The sequence below is a fragment of the Streptomyces morookaense genome, assembly GCF_013030945.1.
In the GTDB taxonomy this organism is placed as follows: Bacteria; Actinomycetota; Actinomycetes; order Streptomycetales; family Streptomycetaceae; genus Streptomyces; species Streptomyces morookaensis.
Map to the genome: position 1 here is coordinate 170,786 of NZ_JABBXF010000012.1, position 17,303 is coordinate 188,088.

The following is a 17,303-nucleotide window of genomic DNA, read 5'->3' on the forward strand; positions in this document are numbered from 1 at the left end:
CGTACACCAGGCGTCGGGCGCACGAGAATCTGCGTAGTGGGGGCGGGTCTGGCGGGGGCCCTGCTCGCCTGGCGGCTCTCCGCCAGGCCGGAGTTCCGTGTCACGCTCCTCACCGGGGACGGACGCCCGGACGCGACCGCAGCCTCGGGTGGGCTGGTACGCGCCTTCGAACCCGGGTCCGAAACGGCGCGCCTGGCCGCGCTCAGCCTGGCGGAGCTGCGCGCCGACCCGCGGCTGCGTGCATGGGCCGGGTACCGCGAGAGCCCGTCCCTGTACATCCTCGGCGGCGCCGACGCGCCGGTCGCCGCTCTGCCGCCGACGGCGCGGTGGTACGACGCCGGTCGACTGGCCGCCGAGTACGGCATCCACGGCCTGCCGGACGGCGCGGCGGCCGTGTGGGAGCCCGTCGCCGGGCACATCTCGCCGCATGGTCTGCGCCGTGCCGTGTGCGCGGATCTCGCCGCCCGGGGCACGGCCGTCACCCCCGGCCGCCTGCACACGGTGGCACGAACCGGTGAAGGCGGTGTCCGGTACGGCGTCGGCTCGATCACGGGCGAGACGGACGCACTGGTGCTGGCCACCGGCGCCTGGACCGGGCCGTTGCTGAACGCCCTGGGACTGCCGGCGGACGGCCCGGGCCTGCGCACCAAGGTCGTCCAGTGCGCCGTGTACCGCACCGCGGGGCGCCGTCCGCCACCCTTCGTCGACGCCACGACGGGCCTGTACGGCCGCCCGGTGGGCGATGACCGGATGCTGCTCGGTCTGCCCACCCGGCGCTGGGGGGCCGCTGCCGGTGCCCCGCATTTTCTGGCCCGCGAGGAGCGGGCCGTCCGGACCACCGCCGCCCGGCGCCTGCCCGGCCTGTCGCTGGAGCGGCTCGTGCGCCCCGTGGCCGCCGTCGACGCCTACGGTCCGTCCGGGCAACTCGCCCTGGCACCCGTCGCCGACGGATCCGGCCGGCTGTTCCTCTTCACCGGCGGCGGAGGGGGTTCGGCGAAGCTGGCGCTCGCTGCGTCCCACGAGGCGGCCGACACCCTGTCGGCCCGTCTCCGCGCCCCGGTCCCGCACCCCACCTGTACACCGAGGGAGATGTCATGAGCGCCGATGTGCGCGGTCTGCTGGAGGACGCCTGCCCGGGCCACGTGGTCACCCCGGAGCACCCTGCCTACGACAGGGTCCGGCTCCTGTTCAACGGGGCCCACGACCACCGCCCGGTGGCCGTCTGCCTGCCGCGGAACACCGCCGAAGTGCGTGCCGCCGTACTGGCCGCGCAGCAGACCGGTCTGCCGGCCGCCGTACGCGGCGGCGGCCACAACGTGGCCGGGGCCGGGTCGGCCGACGGCGGTGTGGTGATCGACCTGCGGCTGCTCGACCAGGTCCGGGTGGACCCGGACAGCCGCACCGCGCAGGTGGGCGGCGGCGCCGTCTGGGCGGATGTCGACCTTGCCGCCGGAGCACACCAACTGGCCACCACCGGCGGCACTTTCGACGACACCGGCGTCGGCGGCCTCACCCTCGGCGGGGGCATCGGCCACCTCATGGGACGCTATGGCCTCACCTGTGACAATGTTCTTGCATACGAACTGGTCACCGCCTCCGGCGAGATACTGACGGTGTCGCCCGAGTGCCACCCGGAGATCGACTGGGCACTGCGCGGCGCCGGCCACCACTTCGGCGTGGTCACCCGGTTCACCTTCCGGCTGCACCACGTCCCCCTGGTCTACGGCGGCTACGTCGCCTACCCGGCCGAGGACCCGGCGCCCGCCATCCGGCTCTTCCGGGACCTGATGCAGGATGCGCCCGACGACCTGACCTGCACTCTGCTGCTGGAGCGGCACGGCCCGATGCAGAAGCCCGCGGCCGTGATGAGCGTCTGCTACGCGGGGGACGACCCCGGATACCGGGTCACCCTGGACAAGGTGCTGCGCACCACCCTCACCCCGCTGGACTGGCGCATCGCCGACCGTTCGTACGTGTCCATGCAACTGTGCCTGGGCCGCCTGCCGTTCGGCCTCCGTCACTACTGGAGCGCCCGCTGCACGACGGGCCTGCCCGACGACCTGGTCGAGGGGCTTGCCGAGCGCTTCGCCGCGGCGCGGATCACCGACCCGTACAACGACACGGTCCTGATAGAGCCGATCCACGGGGCGGTGCGCTCCGGAGCCCGGGTGCCGGGCGCAGTGCCGTTCCGGTCGGCCCGGTTCAACATCACCGGCATGGCCATCTGGGATTCGGGACTGCACGACGCCGACGCCCAGCAGCGCGACTGGGCCCGCTCGGTCTCCCGGCTGGCCGAGCCGTACAGCACCTGGGGGGAGGGCTATCTCAACTACGCCAACCACGAGGGCCTCACCGCCGCCCGGGGGGAGCAGACCTACGGCCCGGAGAACTTCGCCCGGCTGCGCCGGCTGAAGCAACGCCTGGACCCGGACGGCTTCTTCCGGTCCGGATACTCCCTGCTTCCGGGGGTGACGCGATGAGCCGGGCGAACACGGGCGTGCCCGCACGCGTGACACCGCAGGGGCGCTACGACGGGCTGTCCTTCCGCTCCTCGGCTGCCGGGACGGCGGCCGAGGACGACCCGGAGAGCACCCCGGTCGGGAGTTACCACCAGACGGGCGACCTGGTGTGGGCGGAGTTCTCGGGCGGTGCGGTGCGGCAGGGCCGGCTGGTGGGACGCTGCGGCCCCGGCGGGGTCATCACCGCCGCGTACTGCCAGGTGCTCACGGACGGCGCCGTGGTGTCGGGCAACTGCGTGAGCCACCCCGAGCAGTTGCCGGACGGGCGGCTGCGGCTGCGCGAGGAGTGGTGCCGCGCGGACGGCTCGCGCGGCACTTCGTTCATCGAGGAGGTGCACGCATGACCGCCACCGGCCGGACCGCGCTGGTCACCGGCGCCAACCGCGGTCTGGGGCTCGCCGTGGCGCGGGAACTGGCCGCGCGCGGGCATCGGGTCCTGCTCGCGGCGCGCGACGGGGACGCCGCTGCCGAAGCCGCCGCCGGACTGGGCGGTGCGGTGGCGCCGCTCGCCCTCGACGTGACCGACCCGGACGCGGTGTGCGCGGCAGCGCGCCGTGCGGGAGAGGTCGACATCCTCGTCAACAACGCGGGTGTGCTGCTGGATTGGGACGCGGCGCCGTCCACGGTCGACCTGTCACTCGTGCGCCGGGCCCTGGAGGTGAACCTGCTGGGCGCCTGGCGGACGGCTCAGGCCGTGGTGCCGGGCATGGTGGCCCGGGGCTGGGGCCGGGTGGTCAACGTCTCCAGCGGGGCGGCGTCCTTCGCCTACGGACCCGCGGCGCGGTGCCCCGGATACACGGCCTCCAAGGTCGCGCTCAACGCACTCACCGCCATGCTCGCCGAGGAGAACAAGGGGACCGGGGTGCTGGTGAACGCGATCAACCCGGGCCTGGTCCGCACCCGGATGCGGCCGGACGCGGAGCAGACGCCGGAGGAGGCGGCCCGCCACATCGCGGATGCGGCGACGCTCCCCGACGACGGTCCCACCGGGGTGTTCCTGCGCCGGGACACGGTCATCGACTGGTGACGGCGCGGTGCACACCGGATGCTGTCAGCCCTGTCGGGCCGGCCCTGTGCCAGGGCCGGCCCGGCAGGGCGGTGCTGCTCAGACGGTGCCCGACGTCCTCGTCGGCCAGTCGGCGTGCGTCCACGCGGCCTCGGTGACCGCGTGCGTGTAGCGCAGGCCCATGGTGAAGTAGGTGACGAGTTCCGTGCGGCCGGGCCCCGACATCAGCTCGCCCAACTCGTCGTAGGCAGCCACCAGTTCGGAGACCGTGCGGGCGTAGGCGGACCCCGGGTGGTACATCTCCGTCCACGCCTCGTACCGCGAGCCGGCCTGCCGCCGGGCGCGCAGGTCGTCGGTGATCCGCTGCTGGAACCAGGCCAGCGGCAGCAGCGCCCCCATGCCGGCCGCAACCGAACTGTCGGTCGCCGCATGCAGGAAGGCGGTGTGCGCGTGGGTGGCCGCGGCGACGGCCGCCGTGGGGTCGGCAGGCGGCGCGCCGATCTCCGCGCACATCCCGTTGTGGGCCCCGAGCAGTCGCGCGCCCGCCTGCACCGTGTCCACAGCCGCCCGGGCCAGCAGGCTCACGTGGTGTTCCCATCGGGTCGCCGCCGCCGTCCTGGCCAGCGCCCGGGCGTAGGCGGGCAGCAGATGGCCCGCGCTCTGCTCGACGAGGACCGTCAGGGACCGCGGCGGCAGCGAACCGTCCCGGATCCCCGCCCAGAACGGATGGTCCACCGCCTCCTTCCACACGGGTTCGGCCAGTTCGTTCAATTCCTGGTGCAGCACGGCTGACATCCCTTCCTGTCGCGGGCACGGCCGGCCGGACGCTGGAGGCCCGGCACCGGCTCAGCAGCATTCGGGACGGCCCTGGAGCGCGGCTCGAGGGCGGTGGCGGCGACTCGAGCGCCGCTGCAGCGGGACGCCAGTGCGCCGTGCGGTCATGAGCGCCGATTTCGGGAAGCCCTCGAGGAGGCAATGTGAGCACCACGTCAACCTTCAACCGCACGGCCCCGGCAGCACCACCGCCGCGCCGGGCGGGACTCTTCGGCCGCCTGGCGGGCTTCTCACAACGGCACCGGTGGACCGCCCTGCTCCTGTGGCTCGTCGTCCTCGTCGGCGCCGGAGCCGGCGCCTCGGCGGCCGGGGACCACTACCGCGACGACAACGCGCTGCCGGGCACCGAGAGTCAGCAGGCCGTCGACCTGCTGAAGGCGCACGGCTCGCCACAGGCCGGTGACACGGTGATCATCGTGCTGCACCGCGCGGCCGGGCTGCGTGCCGCCGGCACCGCCGACAGCGTGCACACCATGCTTCGCAAGGTGGCTGCGCTGCCCGGGGTCGCCTCGGTCGGCGACCCGTACCAGGACCGCACAGCGCTCTCCGCCGACAAGACCATCGGCTTCACCACCGTCGTGCTCGACAAGCCGGCCGGTACGACCACGTCCGACAAGGCCCGGCAGCTGCTGGACACGGCCAGGACCGCCCAGCACGACGGACTGCAGGTGGAACTGGGCGGTGCCGCCGCCCGGTCCCTGGTCAAGGACTCCGGCGGCGCAGCCGAGGGGTCGGGGCTGCTGGCGGCCCTGGTCATCCTGGTGTTCATGTTCGGCACGGTGATCGCCGCCACGCTGCCGGTCATCTCCGCGGTCTTCGCCGTGGGCACCACGCTGAGCGGCATCATCCTGGCGACCCATGTCGTCACCATTCCCAGCTACAGCCCTTACGTGATGATGCTGGTCGGCCTGGGCGTCGGCATCGACTACGCACTGTTGATCTTCGCCAGGTTCCGGGGCGAGCTGGTCGACGGAGCGGACCCGCACACGGCCACGCGCCGCGCACTGGAAGCGGCAGGACGCACCGTGCTCTTCGCCGGGACCACGGTGATCATTGCGCTGCTGGGGCTGATCACCCTCGGACTCGGCTCACTGCGCGGACTCGCCGTCGCGGTCGCGCTCACAGTGCTGGTCACCATGGTCGCCTCCCTCACCCTGCTGCCGGCGCTGCTGCACCTGTTCGGCAAGCGGTTCGCCCGGCAGTTCACGGCCCGGGCCCGGCGCCGGGCCGAAAAGGGCAAGGCCGCGTACGGTGCACGGTGGCGTCAATGGGGTGCCGCCGTGCAGCGTCACCCCGTCGCCGCGCTGCTGGTGCCCGTGGTGGCACTCGGCGTCCTGGCCGTGCCCGCGCTCGGCATGCGGCTGGGGTTGGCCGATGCCGGCAGCGATCCGGCGGGCAGTACCAGCCGCGCGGCCTACGGCCTGCTCTCCCAGGGCTTCGGCCCCGGGTTCAACGGTCCGCTCATCGTGGTGGCCGACGGCCACGGCAAGGCCGTCGGTGCCCCGGCCGCCGAACTGAGCCGGACGCTGCGGCAGACACCCGGTATCGCCGGAGCCACCGACCCGATCCCGGTGCGGGACGGCAAGGTCGCCTCGGTCATCGCCTTCCCCACGTCCGCGCCGCAGGACAAGCACACCACCGGCCTCGTGCACCGGCTGCGCGACGACGTCCTGCCGAAGCTGGCCGGCGGCACCGGGGCCGGGTACCGGGTGGGCGGGCCGACCGCCGCCGTCGTCGACTACTCCGACATGGTGACCGCACGCATGCCGTTGTTCGTCAGCATCGTCGTCGGCCTGTCGGTCCTGGTGCTCATGGCGGTGTTCCGGTCGGTCCTGATCCCGCTCAAAGCGGCGCTGCTGAACCTGCTGAGCATCGGCGCCTCGCTGGGGGCGATGACGCTGGTCTTCCAGGACGGCCGCCTCGGGGCGCAGGCGGGCCCGCTCGAGGCGTTCCTGCCCATCCTGGTCTTCGCGATCGTCTTCGGCCTGTCGATGGACTACGAGATCTTCCTGGTCTCGCGGATGCGCGAGGAGTGGCTGCGCACGGGGGACCCGGACCGTGCGGTCCGGGAGGGGCTCGCCCACACCGGAGGGGTCATCACCGCCGCCGGTGCCGTGATGATCGTGGTGTTCGGGTCCTTCGTGCTCAGCTCCCAGCGCATGCTCCAGCAGTTCGGCTTCGGGCTGGCGGTGGCGATCCTCGTCGATGCTCTGGTCATCCGCTGCCTGATCGTCCCGGCCGCCATGCGGCTGATGGGACGTCATTCCTGGTGGCTGCCCGGCACCGTGGCCAGACGTCTTCCGGAGCTGCGGGTCGAGAAGTCCTGACCCGCCGGCCGCCGCCCGGCCGTGCACCACGGGCCGGGCGGCAGCCCCGGGGGCCGGCGCCCTACCCGGCGGCCCGGCCCGGAAGCAGGCACACGGTCTCGGTGAGCCGCATCTCCCCGCCCCGGCGGTAGGGGGCGAGCCGGCGGCGGTTCTCCACGTGCTCCTCGCTGTGCTCGAAGCGGTGGAAACTCGGGGCGTCGACCCAGTCCGTGACGACGTAGTAGACGTCTTCTTCGTCCGTCGCCCGTGCGAGTGCCTGGCACAGGTTGCCCGCATGGGCGGCGATGCCCCGGCCCACCTCCTGCCACACCCGCTCGAACTCGGGCCCCCGGCCGGGGTGGATCTCCATGCGCAGCATCACCCGGAAGGGCAGGGAATCCGGCATCTCGTTCGCCTCCGACGTGTGGTGTTCTCGGTCCGTCGGCCAGCGTCGGCCATCGGTCTCGACCCCGGCTCAAGCCCTGTGCAACGCCGCCGCACGCCTTGAGCGGTCCTCGACCGGCCCTGGAGACGGCGGGGCGAGCCTCTGCTCCCCGATCTCCGTGGAGGAACCATGACCGCGTCGACACAGCCGCCGGCCGCCCCTGCGGACACCCTGCGGCCCACGGCCCGGCCGGGGCGGCCGGCCCGGCCCCGCGGGTTCGCGACCCTGTTCGCCACCGATGTCTGGGAGCGGTTCAGCTTCTACGGGATGAGCGCGATCCTCGTGCTCTATGCCACGGCACCGGCTGCCCGCGGCGGGCTCGGAATGAGCAACGAAGACGCCGTGGCGCTCTTCGGCCTCTACATGGCGGCCGTGTTCGTCTCCTCGGTGCCCGGCGGCTGGATCGGCGACCGGCTGACCGGCGCCTACCGCGCCGTCCTGTACGGGGGAGTTCTGATCGCTCTCGGACATCTGTCGCTCGCCCTGCCCGGCCGCGCCTTCCTCTGGCCGGGACTGCTGCTGATCGCGGTCGGCACCGGGATGCTCAAGCCCAACATCGCGACCCTGCTGAGCACTTGCTATGCGCCCGAGGACCGGCCGGGCCGGGACTCCGGGTTCGCGGTCTTCTATATGAGCGTCCAGGTCAGCGCGTTGGCCGCACCGATCGTGGTGGGGGCCGCCGGCGAGGGCCTGGGCTGGCATGCGGGGTTCGCCCTCGCGGCGCTGGGCATGGCCACGGGGCTGGCCCAGTATCTGCGCGGCGCCCGGCACTTCGGCGACGCGGTCCGGGCACCGGCCCGTGCGGCCACCCGGTCCCAGCGGGTGCGGGTGCTGTGGGGCGGCGGCATCGCGGCGGCCGTGCTCGCCGTCGGCTACGGTGTGGACGCAGCGCGGGGCACCTTCACGCTCGGCCATGTCATGGCTCCGGTCGGGCTGTCGACCGTGGCCGTACCGGTGGTCTTCTTCCGACGGCTGATCCGCAACCCGCTGCTGAGCGCGGCGGAGCGGGTGCGGGTCGCCGCGTACGTCTGGCTGTTCCTGGCCTCTGCCCTGTTCTGGGCGATGTTCCTGCAGGGCGGTTCCGTCTTCGCCCTCTTCGTCAAGGAGTCCACCGACCGCTCGGTGTTCGGGTTCACCGTGCCCGCGAGCTGGTTCCAGTCCGCCGTTCCGCTGTCCGTGCTGCTCACCGCCCCGCTGTTCGCCCGGCTGTGGCGACGGTCGGGGGACCGCGTGAGCACCGCGGCCAAGTTCGCTCTCGGCATGGCCTTCACGGGCGCGGCGTTCGTCGTGATGGCGGTGGCCGCGTGGCGTGCCGCGGAGACGGGCGGACAGGTGCTGCCGACGTGGCTGATGGCCGCCTTCCTGCTGTTGGGCGCCGGGGAGGTGACCTTCGCCCCTGTCGGTATGAGTGCCGCCACCGCGGTGGCGCCGCCGGCATTCGCAGGCCAGACGGTGGGGCTCTTCTGGCTGGCCGGCGGTCTCGGCGGCGGTCTCGGGGGCAATGCCCTCAAGGCAACGGGCCATGCATCGCCCTCCGCCGCATACTTCCTGACGCTCGGTCTGGTCACCCTGTCGGCCGGCGCCGCCCTGTTCCTCGCACGTCGGCCGCTGATGCGGCGACTGGGCGTGTGACGGGCCCGGCTCCGGGCGCTGTGCCCGGAGCCGGGCACAGCGCCAGCAGGCTGCCGCACGCCGCGCCGAGGACCTCGGCCGGGGACGCGGGCGCCTGTCCGGAAGACGCCTGTCCCAGGCGGGCCAGCCGGGTCAGGGCCGCCTCACGGTCGGGCAACGGTTCACGCTCCGCGCACTCGGCGGCGAAGATTCCGACGAGGTCGTGGAAGCGGTACTGCTGTCGGCGCGTCCGGTACAGCAGGTGGTTGTCCGTCAGCAGGTCCAGCAGGCGGCGGGCGGCGGCCCGGCCGGTGTCCGCCAGCGCCGCCGCTTCCTGGACCGTCACCGGCCCGCTCCGGAGCAGCCCCAGGCGGCGGAACATGCGGGCGGCGTCGGCGGGCAGCCTCCGGTACGACGTCTCGAACAGGGACCGGAGGTCGGCCGCGGCGTCGTCCTCCACCATGAGGCGGTCGAGCCGGTGCCGCTCGGCGGCGTACTGTTCGGCGAGCGCGGCGGGCGCCACCTCCGGGCTGGCGAGCAGCTGTTCCGCAGCGATACGCAGCGCCAGCGGCAGCCCGCCGCACATCCGCGCCAGCCGCAGGGCGACGGCGTCGTGGCCCCGCAGGCGGTCCCCGCTCAGCCGGCCGAGCAGCTCGGCCGATGCGGACTCGTCCAGCGGTTCCATGCGGACCAGGTGCGCACCGTCGCGGACAGCCAGGCCGCTGAGCCGCTGACGGCTGGTGACGAGGACGCAGGAGAGGGCAGGGGGCACGAGAGGACGCACCTGCTCGGCGTCCGCAGCATCGTCGAGCACCACCAGCATCCTGCGGCCGAACAGCAGACTGCGATAGAGGGCGACACGGCCCGCGAGGCCGGCGGGCATGCGTGTCGCGTCCACCCCCAGGCTGTCCAGCAGCTGCGCGAGGGCGTCCGCGGCGTTCAGCGGCCGGCCCCTGTGGCTCGTTGCGCGCAGGTCGACGTAGAGCTGACCAGCGGGGAAACGGTCCAGCAGCCGGTGCGCCAGTTGCAGGGCGAAAGCGGATTTGCCCACACCCGCCGGCCCCTCGAACACGGCCACGGGAGTCGCGGTGCTGCGCTCCGCGGGTTCCTCGGCCAGGAGCTTCTCGCATTGCGCCAGTTGCCGTGCACGGCCGACGAATCCCCTTGTCAGCGGCGGCAGTTGGGCGGGGCGCGCAAGGTCCGGTACGACGGGCCCGGCGGCAGGGCCCTGCACTGTGGCGGGAGCCCGGCCCCCCTCGACCGGAACAGGGTGGCCGGCCAGTATCTGCCGGTGAAGGCTGCGCAGTTCGGCGCCCGGCTCGATACCGAGCTCACGGCTGAGAAGCCGCCGCGTGTCCGCATACACCGCGAGGGCGTGGGCCTGCCGACCGCAGCGGTACAGGGCCAGCATCAGCAGCCGGCACAGCCTCTCGCGCAGGGGCTCCTCGGCCGCCGCGCCCGACAGATCGGTGACGGCCTCGGCGTGCCGCCCGGCAGCGATCATGTCCGCGGCCCACTCCTCGACGGCCGTCAGCCTGAGGTCCTGCAGCCGTGTGCGTTCCATGGCGGCGAACGGTCCGGGGACACCGGAGTGGGCGGCACCGTGCCAGAGCGACAGGGCGTCCGCGTAGAGCGCGAGGGCGGCGTCCGTGTCGCCCTCGGCGCGCGCCCGGCGCGCGTGGGCGTGGCGCTGCGCGAAGAGCATGGCGTCCACGGACTCGGGGTCCACGCACAGGCAGTAGCCCCCGGAGGCCGAGACGAGGACGCCGCTGCTCTTCCCCCGGGGGCAGCCCGGGTCGAGTGCTCGGCGCAGTCCGGCGACATAGGTGTGGACTCCGTTGACGGCGCTCTGCGGCACGTCGCTGCCCCAGACCGCGTCGATGATGTGCTCGACGCACACCACATCATTGGCGTGACTGGCCAACAGGCCGAGCACCGCCCGTTGTTTGGGCGGCCCCAGCGCCACTTCCTCACCGTGCCGCCAGGCACGTACCGGTCCCAGAAGCTGAATCCCTACGGCTTCCCCCGCTGTCGGCATCGATCGGTCGCCTCCCGAGATCATGTCGCCGCACGGCAACGCCGCCGAAAGTATGCGGACGGGATCGCGGGGCCCTCGAGAACGTCCTCAGGGCCGGTAGAGGGCGGCCTGAGAGGGGGGTCACATCGGGTCCGAGCACAACTCCTGTCCGGCTTCGGCGGGTTCGATGCCCAGATCGCGCAACCGGTCGAGCTGGGTGCGCATGACGTGCGCGCCCTCGTCCGGATCCGTGTGATCGCACGGCGCCAGGGCCAGCAGCTCCACGCTCTTCTCGACGGCGAGATTGGTCCTCCGGTCGTGCTGGGGCAGCAGCCAGTGCTGGTAGTGGTGCTGCCAGAACCTCAGCACGGCACGGTCGTTGGTGCGCCGCACTTTGTCGAAGGTCTCGGTGAGCAGTTCGCCCGCCTTGACGCTGTCCATGCCGATGTGCGACCACGGCGACCCGGGGTCGTTGGGGTCGTCGGCCTCGATCCGGAACCTTTCCCGGTCCTGCCACATCGGCATGTTCTCGTCGGTGACCGTGAACTGCGCCATCGTGTAGTGGCCGACGTACTCGTTCACCAGATAGTCCTGGGTGTCCTGGAACATCTCCGGCGTCTCGCCCGGATATCCGACGATGAACAGGCCGTAGGTATTGATCTCGCTACGGCTGAGCAGATCGTGGGCCACCCGGTTCTGCTTGACCGAGACCCGCTTGCTCATGTTCTTCAGGGTCTCGTCGTTCATCGACTCGAATCCCACGTTCAACTGGAAGCAGTGCGCCGCCTCCAGCCCCGAGACCACCGCTTCGGAGTTCAGTGTGTTGGCCCGGCTGAACCCGTCCCAGACGGGGATTCCGGCATCGGGCAGGATCTCCAGCAGCTTCCGGAAACGCGTCGGAGGAATGGTGAACGTCGAATCCATCGCGTACATCGTCTCGGCGCCGTTCTCCTGGCCGTAACGGACCCAGTCGTCACGGATCTTCTCCGCCGACTTGAAGCGCCATTTCGGCGAAGCGGCCGGGAACGAGCAGAACTTGCAGTCGAACGGGCAGCCGCGCATGGACTCGTACGGCACCACCGCAGCCTGTCCCGTGACGATGGGCGAGGGGAAGGCTTCAAGGTCCACGTATTCCACCGCGTTGATACGGACGCGTTCCCCGTCCCGCCAGACCACGTTGGGGACCGACTCCAGGCTCTTGCCCGCCGCCAGGGCGTCGAGGACCATGGGCAGCGCCATCTCGCCGTCGCCGCGCACCACCGCAACGATCTCGGGGTAGTGGTGCAGGGCCATCATGTACTTGAGGTTCGTGTACTGCCCGCCGGCCACGATACCGACCCCCGGCAGGTTTTCCCTGACCCAGGCGACCGCCCGGGCGAGAATCGGCTCGTTCCAGATGAACGTCGTCGACAGCAGCACGATGTCGAAGTCGCCGGCCGGCACCTCGGCCCGGTCGGTCCACACGTCCGTCAAGTCGAGCCTGGCGAAGTCGTATTCACCGCTCTCGAGTATGGATGTGAGGGTCAGAGTCGTCAGGTGCGGCCCGGCGGCGACGGCGGGGCGCAGCAGTCCGTGACGCCGTCCCGACCTGAAGAAGGAGAGACGGTCGAGGCGCAACCCGTCGTATCCCGCGCGGCGGAGCATCTCCCGGCCGAGTTCACCGGGTTTCCCGCCGAAGAGCGAACCGGCCAGATACGGGGAGTCGAAGTGCGTGGGCCCGAGTTCCCCCGGTCCGAGCCCACTGAGCAGCAGACAGCGCATGGGTGACCGCCTTCCCGTCAAGACGTCGGATTGCGGGCGGAGGCACGGCCGCACGACGACCGGCCTCCGGCCTGGCGACAACCCTGACAGGGCGGTCTGGAGAAAACCTGGCCGCCGGCTCTCTCAGCTGTTCGGGCGCAAGGTCCACACGACGGTCATCTCCCCCGTCTCCGCCCCGTCCTCACGGGTGATCGAGACCGTGACCGGGAACTCGGGGCGCTGTCCCGCGTCCAGTTCGGCGACGATCTCGGCGGCCGGGCGGCCGAGTGCGGCGGTCGCGGTGACCGGGCCCATGGCGAGCTTCTTGTAGCCGATCTCGGCGCGTACGGCCAGCGGCACGGCCCGCGAGAGCTGGTCGCCGAAGGCGGCGAGGACGATGGCGCCGCTGGCCGACTCGGCGAGCGTGAACATCGCGCCGGCGTGCGGCCCGCCGACGTGGTTGTGGTAGTCGGGCTGGTCGGGCAGCCGGACGACGGCGCGCTCCGGGGTGGTCTCCTCGAAGACGAGGTTGAGGGTGCGGGCCATCGGCACGGTGGCCGTGAGCATGTCGCCGATCGACGGCAGGGTCTCAGACATGGGGAGAAGTTACCAGCCAGTAGAAAGCGTTGGGAAGGCCCGTCGATCACGCCTGTCGGTGCCGCCCTCTATGGTTATCGGCCATGTGGCCAGGACAGCAGCCGCCCGGGGGCGAGCAGAACCCGCAGGGACCCAACCCGTACCAGCAGCCGGGTTACCCGCAGCAACCCAATCCGTACCAGCAGCCGAACCCGTACCAGCAGCCGCCCGCCGGGCAGTGGGCGGCTCCGGCCGCACCGGGCCCGCAGCCGCCGCAGAAGAGCGGCGGCAGGCGCACGACGTGGATCGCCGTCTCGGCGGCACTGGCCGTGGTCGCGGCGGCCGCGGTGACCGGTCTGGTCGTCCTGGGCGACGACGAGAAGAAGGAGGACGCGGCGAAGAGCGCCTCCGCCCCGTCCGCCTCGGCACCGGCGCAGACGCAGACGCAGAGCCCGGGCAGCGCCGCCCCCGAGGACAACCCGCGGGCCGGCGGCGAGATCAAGCCGGTGATCGACGGATGGAAGACCGTCGTCAACAGCAAGCGGCACGACGCCTTCGACATCCCCCCGGACTGGACGGTCAACCCGCCGGGCCTGTCCACCGGTTTCGCCGACGACAAGGGCCAGCCGCTGGTCACGATGAGCGGCACGGCGTACTACAAGCCCGACCAGTGCGCGAAGAACGACTCGCGGGGCGGCGCCGGCACCAAGGGTGCGCAGGGCGCCAAGAGCATGGAGGAAGCCGCCGAGACCGAGGCGGGCAACTGGGCGATCGCCGCCTTCGACCGCAAGCAGACGGGCCACCTGGACACCACCAAGGCCACGCCCTTCAAGAACGATCACGGCATCACCGGCTCCACGGCCTCGGCCAAGGTGACCGACGTGAAGAAGACCGACAAGTGCATGACGGACGGCAAGACCTTCACGGTGACCTACAAGGACACCAACGGCGACCTCGCGACCTGGGTGCTCTACGCCGACACCGGGATCGACGGCGAGGTGTCCGACGACACCGTCAAGAAGATCATGAGCACGCTCCGCCCGCTCAAGTCCTCCTGACGAGGTCGGACCGGTTTCGACAAGTCCCGACAAGTCCTGACGCGTCCCGGCAGATCCCGCCGCCCGGACCGCCGGTGCCGTCGCCGTCTCAGCCCACGCTGAACGAGCCGCCCGGCGGTTCGGGCGACGGCACCGCCTCCGCGTCGTGCACGGCCGCCGCCCCGCCGGTGAACCGGGCCAGGGCGGCGCCGTGCTCGACGCGCGCGGGAAAGGCGTCGCCCGCGGCCCGGCGGGCCAGGACGTCCAGCGGCAGTTCGGTGTGCGACGCCACGAGAACGGCGTTGCCGAAGCGGCGCCCGCGCAGCATCGGGGCCTCCGCGATCACGCACACGTGCGCGAAGGCGGCCGAGAACGTGGCCACTTGGGCCCGCAGGAAGGTGAACGGCGCCCCGTCGGCGAGGTTGGCCGCATAGCGGCCCCCGGGACGCAGGACGCGCGCGGCGGCATGCGCGTACTCGACCGAGGTGAGGTGCGCGGGCACCCGCGACCCGCCGAAGACGTCCGCGACGACGACATCGGCGGACGCAGCGGGCGAGGCCTCCAGAGCCTCCCGGGCATCCGCCGCGAGCACCTCGATCCCGGCCCCCTCCGGCAGCGGAAGGTGCTCGCCGACCAGGGCGATCAGCCCACGGTCCGCCTCGACGACCCGCTGCCGCGAACCCGGGCGGGTGGCGGCGAGGTAGCGGGGCAGGGTGAGGGCACCGCCGCCCAGGTGCAGCACGTCGAGCGGCCGGCCGGGCTCGGCCGCCGTGTCCAGGACGTGCGCGACGCGCTGCGCGTACTCGAACTCGAGGTGCGTCGGCTCGTCCAGGTCGACGTACGACTGGGGTGCGCCGTTCACGGTCAGCAGCCAGGCCCGGGCCCGGTCCACATCGGGCATCAGCTTGGCGGTGCCCCAGTCCACATCGCGGGTCACGGGTATCGGTTCGTCCACTCCCCCATTGTCTCCCGCGTCGCCCGCCGTGACGTCAGGGCGGCTCGCCCCCGGCACCGTGCACCGCCGCGCCGGCCGCGAAACCGTCCAGCCACGTCTGCATCATGTGCCGGACGACGGTCTTGAGCTGCTGAGCGGTGAGCACCTTCTCCAGATGTCCCTGCCGCAACGCAAGCCTCGCCCGGCGCTCCGCCGCGACGAACAGCGCCATCTGGTCGGCCCTTTCGAGCGCTCCTCCCCACCGCTCTTCCATGTCTGCACTGTAGGCCGGTGCTTGACGGAGAGCACCTGGATATCGGCGCTTCCGGCGGGCGGGATGCTTGTCCGCAGCGGCTTATACCGGGCACGGGGTGCGGGCGCATGACGTTCGCCGACTTCGGTCCGTCCTGCACGGGCGTCGGTTACGCTCCTTCGATGCCCGACCCCGCCGCGCCGTCCTCCGGCCCCGCCGAGCGCTGCACCCGTGCGCTGCTGTCCCCGTGGTCCCGCCTCGGGCTGCTCGTCGTCCTGCTCTCGGCCGCCGTGGCGGTCGTGCTCGCGTGCCGTCCCGAGCGGCTGCTCACCGAGGGGTGGCCGGAGCGGATGTCCGGCGGCCCCGCGGTCGTGCTGTTCGCGGCCGCGTACGGGCTGTGCACCGCGGCGTTCGTGCCGCGCCCCGTGCTCAACGTCGCCGCGGGCGCGCTCTTCGGCGGACCGGCCGGCACCGCCGCGGCGGTGGTGGGCACGGTGCTGGGCTCGGCCGTCTCCTTCGGCCTCGGGCGTCTGCTCGGCCAGGAGGCCCTGCGTCCCCTGCTGCGCGGCCGCTGGCTGACGGCGGCCGACCGGCAGCTGAGCCTGCACGGCTTCCGCTCGATGCTGGTCCTGCGGCTGCTTCCCGGGGTCCCGTTCGCCGCGGCGAACTACTGCGCCTCGGTGTCCCGGATGGGCTGGCTGCCCTTCCTCCTGGCGACCACCGCCGGCAGCATCCCGACGACCGCCGCCTATGTCGTCGCGGGCAGCCACGCGGCGGCGCCCACCTCGCCGGCCTTCCTGGCCGCCATGGCCTTCCTCGCGGTGACGGGCGTGGCGGCGGCCGCGGTGGCCTGGCGGAGGCGGCCGGCCAAGGGTGCCGTGGCGCCGTGACGCCGGGGGAGGCCACCGCAGACTTCCCCGGAACCGGAACGTCCGTATCCCGGACCTGCTCCGGCTTCATGACCATTTGATGAGCATTCCGCGAAGTCGGCCGCAGCGGCGGCTTTGCGCCCGCTTCCGCTCGTAGCCTGACCTCATGCCGCCCACTCCGACCCCCGCCCAGCGGTCCCCCGAGGAGATCAACCGCTCGATCCGCGCCTTCCTCACGGCGCGCGGAGGCCGTGCCCTGACCAGGGCCGAGCGCAAGGTCTACGAGGAGTTGCTGGCCGAGTGGCACGCCGCGGAGCAGCACTGCCGGGCGGCGTGCTGAGGGAGCACCCGCAGCATGGGCGGGCAGGACGGCGAAAACCGCCGGTTTCGGGTGGTCCCCCGCGCCACCCGAAGCCGACGGCTGTTCCGGTCCTTCCCCGCCCCCGGCAAGGACAACCGGTCACCCGCTGAGTATATTGGCCCGGAGCCAGTCAACGCAGGAGTTATGCGTATGTCCCCCCGGAGCGCAGCGGTCAACGAGGAGTTGCGCCGCCGTTCCCGGGACCGGCTGCTGCAGGCGACCGTGGAGCTCGTCGCCGAGCGGGGCTACGAGGCGACGACACTGGCGGACATCGCCGACCGGGCGGGCGCGGCGCGCGGCCTGGTCTCGTACTACTTTCCGGGCAAGGCGCAGCTGCTGCAGTCCGCCGTGCACCGGCTGATGCACCGGGAGCTGGCGGCCGGGCTGGAGCGCGAGCCGCGCACGGAGGACGGGCGCGAGCTGCTGGCACGGGCGATCGACGTGATCCTGGGGCTCGCCCGGGACCGGCCCCTGCTGATGCGCACCCATATGGCGGGTCTTCTCCGGGCCGAGGGGTTCATCCGGTGTCCGGAGCAGCAGCGGCTGGCGTCCCTGCTGCGCGAGACGGTGGCGGAGTACGGCTCCGCCGACCCGGAGTCCGACTACCGGATGCTGCGCGCCCATCTGATGGGAGCGGTGGTGGGCGTGCTGCTGCCGGGGGCACCGATGCCCGCGGAGCTGCTGCGGGCCGAGTTGTTCCAGCGGTACGGGCTCGCCTGGGAGCTCGGTGTTCCTCCGGGGGAGAAGCCGCGCGCCGCGGGCGCCTGAGCCGCGTGTGCCCCTGACGCGACGCCG

General features: G+C 72.5%; 17 protein-coding genes. 10 read left to right on the top strand and 7 right to left on the bottom strand.

The features are described from left to right. Positions 1-36 precede the first annotated feature (36 nt). The 4 genes from HG542_RS07610 to HG542_RS07625 are packed head-to-tail and all read left to right on the top strand — an operon-like array spanning position 37 to position 3,546. The gene (locus tag HG542_RS07610) at positions 37-1,098 is read left to right on the top strand and encodes an NAD(P)/FAD-dependent oxidoreductase (RefSeq protein ID WP_171079309.1); all 1,062 of its coding nucleotides are present in this window, start codon (positions 37-39) and stop codon (positions 1,096-1,098) included. Continuing rightward, positions 1,095-2,480 (top strand): FAD-binding oxidoreductase, encoded by a 1,386-nt coding sequence (locus HG542_RS07615; protein ID WP_171079310.1) that lies wholly within the window; start codon positions 1,095-1,097, stop codon positions 2,478-2,480. Before HG542_RS07610 ends, HG542_RS07615 begins: the two co-directional genes overlap by 4 nt. After that, positions 2,477-2,863 (top strand): avidin-fold protein, encoded by a 387-nt coding sequence (locus HG542_RS07620; protein ID WP_229922603.1) that lies wholly within the window; start codon positions 2,477-2,479, stop codon positions 2,861-2,863. The genes HG542_RS07615 and HG542_RS07620 overlap by 4 nt, the downstream gene beginning before the upstream one ends. Next, positions 2,860-3,546 carry an SDR family NAD(P)-dependent oxidoreductase gene (locus HG542_RS07625; protein WP_171079311.1) on the top strand — a complete coding sequence of 229 codons (687 nt, stop codon included), beginning with the start codon at positions 2,860-2,862 and terminating at the stop codon, positions 3,544-3,546. The genes HG542_RS07620 and HG542_RS07625 overlap by 4 nt, the downstream gene beginning before the upstream one ends. Before the next feature lie 78 nt (positions 3,547-3,624). Here the strand turns inward: HG542_RS07625 and HG542_RS07630 are convergent, their stop codons facing one another. Next, positions 3,625-4,311 carry a thiaminase II/PqqC family protein gene (locus HG542_RS07630; protein ID WP_171079312.1) on the bottom strand — a complete coding sequence of 229 codons (687 nt, stop codon included), beginning with the start codon at positions 4,309-4,311 and terminating at the stop codon, positions 3,625-3,627. A gap of 191 nt (positions 4,312-4,502) precedes the next feature. Between HG542_RS07630 and HG542_RS07635 the strand changes: the two genes are divergently transcribed. Further along, positions 4,503-6,686 (top strand): MMPL family transporter, encoded by a 2,184-nt coding sequence (locus HG542_RS07635; protein ID WP_171079313.1) that lies wholly within the window; start codon positions 4,503-4,505, stop codon positions 6,684-6,686. Between the two features lie 61 nt (positions 6,687-6,747). Here HG542_RS07635 and HG542_RS07640 read toward each other — a convergent pair whose 3' ends face one another. Further along, positions 6,748-7,071 (bottom strand): antibiotic biosynthesis monooxygenase family protein, encoded by a 324-nt coding sequence (locus tag HG542_RS07640; protein WP_171079314.1) that lies wholly within the window; start codon positions 7,069-7,071, stop codon positions 6,748-6,750. Positions 7,072-7,239: 168 nt separating this feature from the next. On the opposite strand from HG542_RS07640, the gene HG542_RS07645 reads away from it, so the two are divergent. Further along, the gene (locus HG542_RS07645) at positions 7,240-8,742 is read left to right on the top strand and encodes a peptide MFS transporter (RefSeq protein ID WP_171079315.1); all 1,503 of its coding nucleotides are present in this window, start codon (positions 7,240-7,242) and stop codon (positions 8,740-8,742) included. Here the strand turns inward: HG542_RS07645 and HG542_RS07650 are convergent. From HG542_RS07650 to HG542_RS07660, 3 genes are all read right to left on the bottom strand, one after another. Continuing rightward, positions 8,675-10,687, bottom strand: coding sequence for an AfsR/SARP family transcriptional regulator (locus tag HG542_RS07650; protein WP_229922604.1), 2,013 nt, complete (start codon positions 10,685-10,687; stop codon positions 8,675-8,677). The two genes, HG542_RS07645 and HG542_RS07650, sit on opposite strands and share 68 nt — an antisense overlap. A 192-nt stretch (positions 10,688-10,879) precedes the next feature. Next, positions 10,880-12,499, bottom strand: a complete 1,620-nt coding sequence (locus HG542_RS07655) for a B12-binding domain-containing radical SAM protein (RefSeq protein ID WP_171079317.1) — start codon at positions 12,497-12,499, stop codon at positions 10,880-10,882. A gap of 123 nt (positions 12,500-12,622) precedes the next feature. Beyond that, complete coding sequence (locus tag HG542_RS07660) at positions 12,623-13,075, bottom strand: DUF4442 domain-containing protein (RefSeq protein WP_171079318.1); 453 nt, start codon at positions 13,073-13,075, stop codon at positions 12,623-12,625. A gap of 83 nt (positions 13,076-13,158) precedes the next feature. On the opposite strand from HG542_RS07660, the gene HG542_RS07665 reads away from it, so the two are divergent. Next, positions 13,159-14,112: a DUF8017 domain-containing protein gene (locus tag HG542_RS07665; RefSeq protein WP_171079319.1), complete on the top strand. Its 954-nt coding sequence runs from the start codon at positions 13,159-13,161 to the stop codon at positions 14,110-14,112. Positions 14,113-14,200: 88 nt separating this feature from the next. On the opposite strand, the gene HG542_RS07670 is transcribed toward HG542_RS07665, so the two are convergent. Continuing rightward, positions 14,201-15,046, bottom strand: coding sequence for a spermidine synthase (locus HG542_RS07670; protein WP_229922605.1), 846 nt, complete (start codon positions 15,044-15,046; stop codon positions 14,201-14,203). Positions 15,047-15,080: 34 nt separating this feature from the next. After that, complete coding sequence (locus HG542_RS07675) at positions 15,081-15,299, bottom strand: hypothetical protein (protein ID WP_171079320.1); 219 nt, start codon at positions 15,297-15,299, stop codon at positions 15,081-15,083. 161 nt (positions 15,300-15,460) lie between these two features. Between HG542_RS07675 and HG542_RS07680 the strand changes: the two genes are divergently transcribed. The 3 genes from HG542_RS07680 to HG542_RS07690 all read left to right on the top strand — a co-directional run bounded on the left by HG542_RS07680 (position 15,461) and on the right by HG542_RS07690 (position 17,276). Continuing rightward, entirely contained in the window at positions 15,461-16,168 is a 708-nt protein-coding gene (locus HG542_RS07680) for a TVP38/TMEM64 family protein (protein WP_171079321.1), read from the top strand. A gap of 145 nt (positions 16,169-16,313) precedes the next feature. After that, on the top strand, positions 16,314-16,487 hold the full coding sequence (locus HG542_RS07685) for a hypothetical protein (RefSeq protein ID WP_171079322.1): 174 nt from the start codon (positions 16,314-16,316) through the stop codon (positions 16,485-16,487). Positions 16,488-16,658: 171 nt separating this feature from the next. Then, the gene (locus HG542_RS07690) at positions 16,659-17,276 is read left to right on the top strand and encodes a TetR/AcrR family transcriptional regulator (RefSeq protein WP_171079323.1); all 618 of its coding nucleotides are present in this window, start codon (positions 16,659-16,661) and stop codon (positions 17,274-17,276) included. Positions 17,277-17,303 lie beyond the last annotated feature (27 nt).

Excerpts from the sequence above, each read along its gene's own strand:
- HG542_RS07615 (WP_171079310.1), top strand. The coding sequence starts at position 1,095 with ATGAGCGCCGATGTGCGCGGTCTGCTGGAGGACGCCTGCCCGGGCCAC.
- HG542_RS07620 (WP_229922603.1), top strand. The coding sequence starts at position 2,477 with ATGAGCCGGGCGAACACGGGCGTGCCCGCACGCGTGACACCGCAGGGG.
- HG542_RS07625 (WP_171079311.1), top strand. The coding sequence starts at position 2,860 with ATGACCGCCACCGGCCGGACCGCGCTGGTCACCGGCGCCAACCGCGGT.
- HG542_RS07640 (WP_171079314.1), bottom strand. The coding sequence starts at position 7,071 with ATGCCGGATTCCCTGCCCTTCCGGGTGATGCTGCGCATGGAGATCCAC.
- HG542_RS07645 (WP_171079315.1), top strand. The coding sequence starts at position 7,240 with ATGACCGCGTCGACACAGCCGCCGGCCGCCCCTGCGGACACCCTGCGG.
- HG542_RS07655 (WP_171079317.1), bottom strand. The coding sequence starts at position 12,499 with ATGCGCTGTCTGCTGCTCAGTGGGCTCGGACCGGGGGAACTCGGGCCC.
- HG542_RS07660 (WP_171079318.1), bottom strand. The coding sequence starts at position 13,075 with ATGTCTGAGACCCTGCCGTCGATCGGCGACATGCTCACGGCCACCGTG.
- HG542_RS07665 (WP_171079319.1), top strand. The coding sequence starts at position 13,159 with ATGTGGCCAGGACAGCAGCCGCCCGGGGGCGAGCAGAACCCGCAGGGA.
- HG542_RS07675 (WP_171079320.1), bottom strand. The coding sequence starts at position 15,299 with ATGGAAGAGCGGTGGGGAGGAGCGCTCGAAAGGGCCGACCAGATGGCG.
- HG542_RS07680 (WP_171079321.1), top strand. The coding sequence starts at position 15,461 with ATGCCCGACCCCGCCGCGCCGTCCTCCGGCCCCGCCGAGCGCTGCACC.
- HG542_RS07685 (WP_171079322.1), top strand. The coding sequence starts at position 16,314 with ATGCCGCCCACTCCGACCCCCGCCCAGCGGTCCCCCGAGGAGATCAAC.
- HG542_RS07690 (WP_171079323.1), top strand. The coding sequence starts at position 16,659 with ATGTCCCCCCGGAGCGCAGCGGTCAACGAGGAGTTGCGCCGCCGTTCC.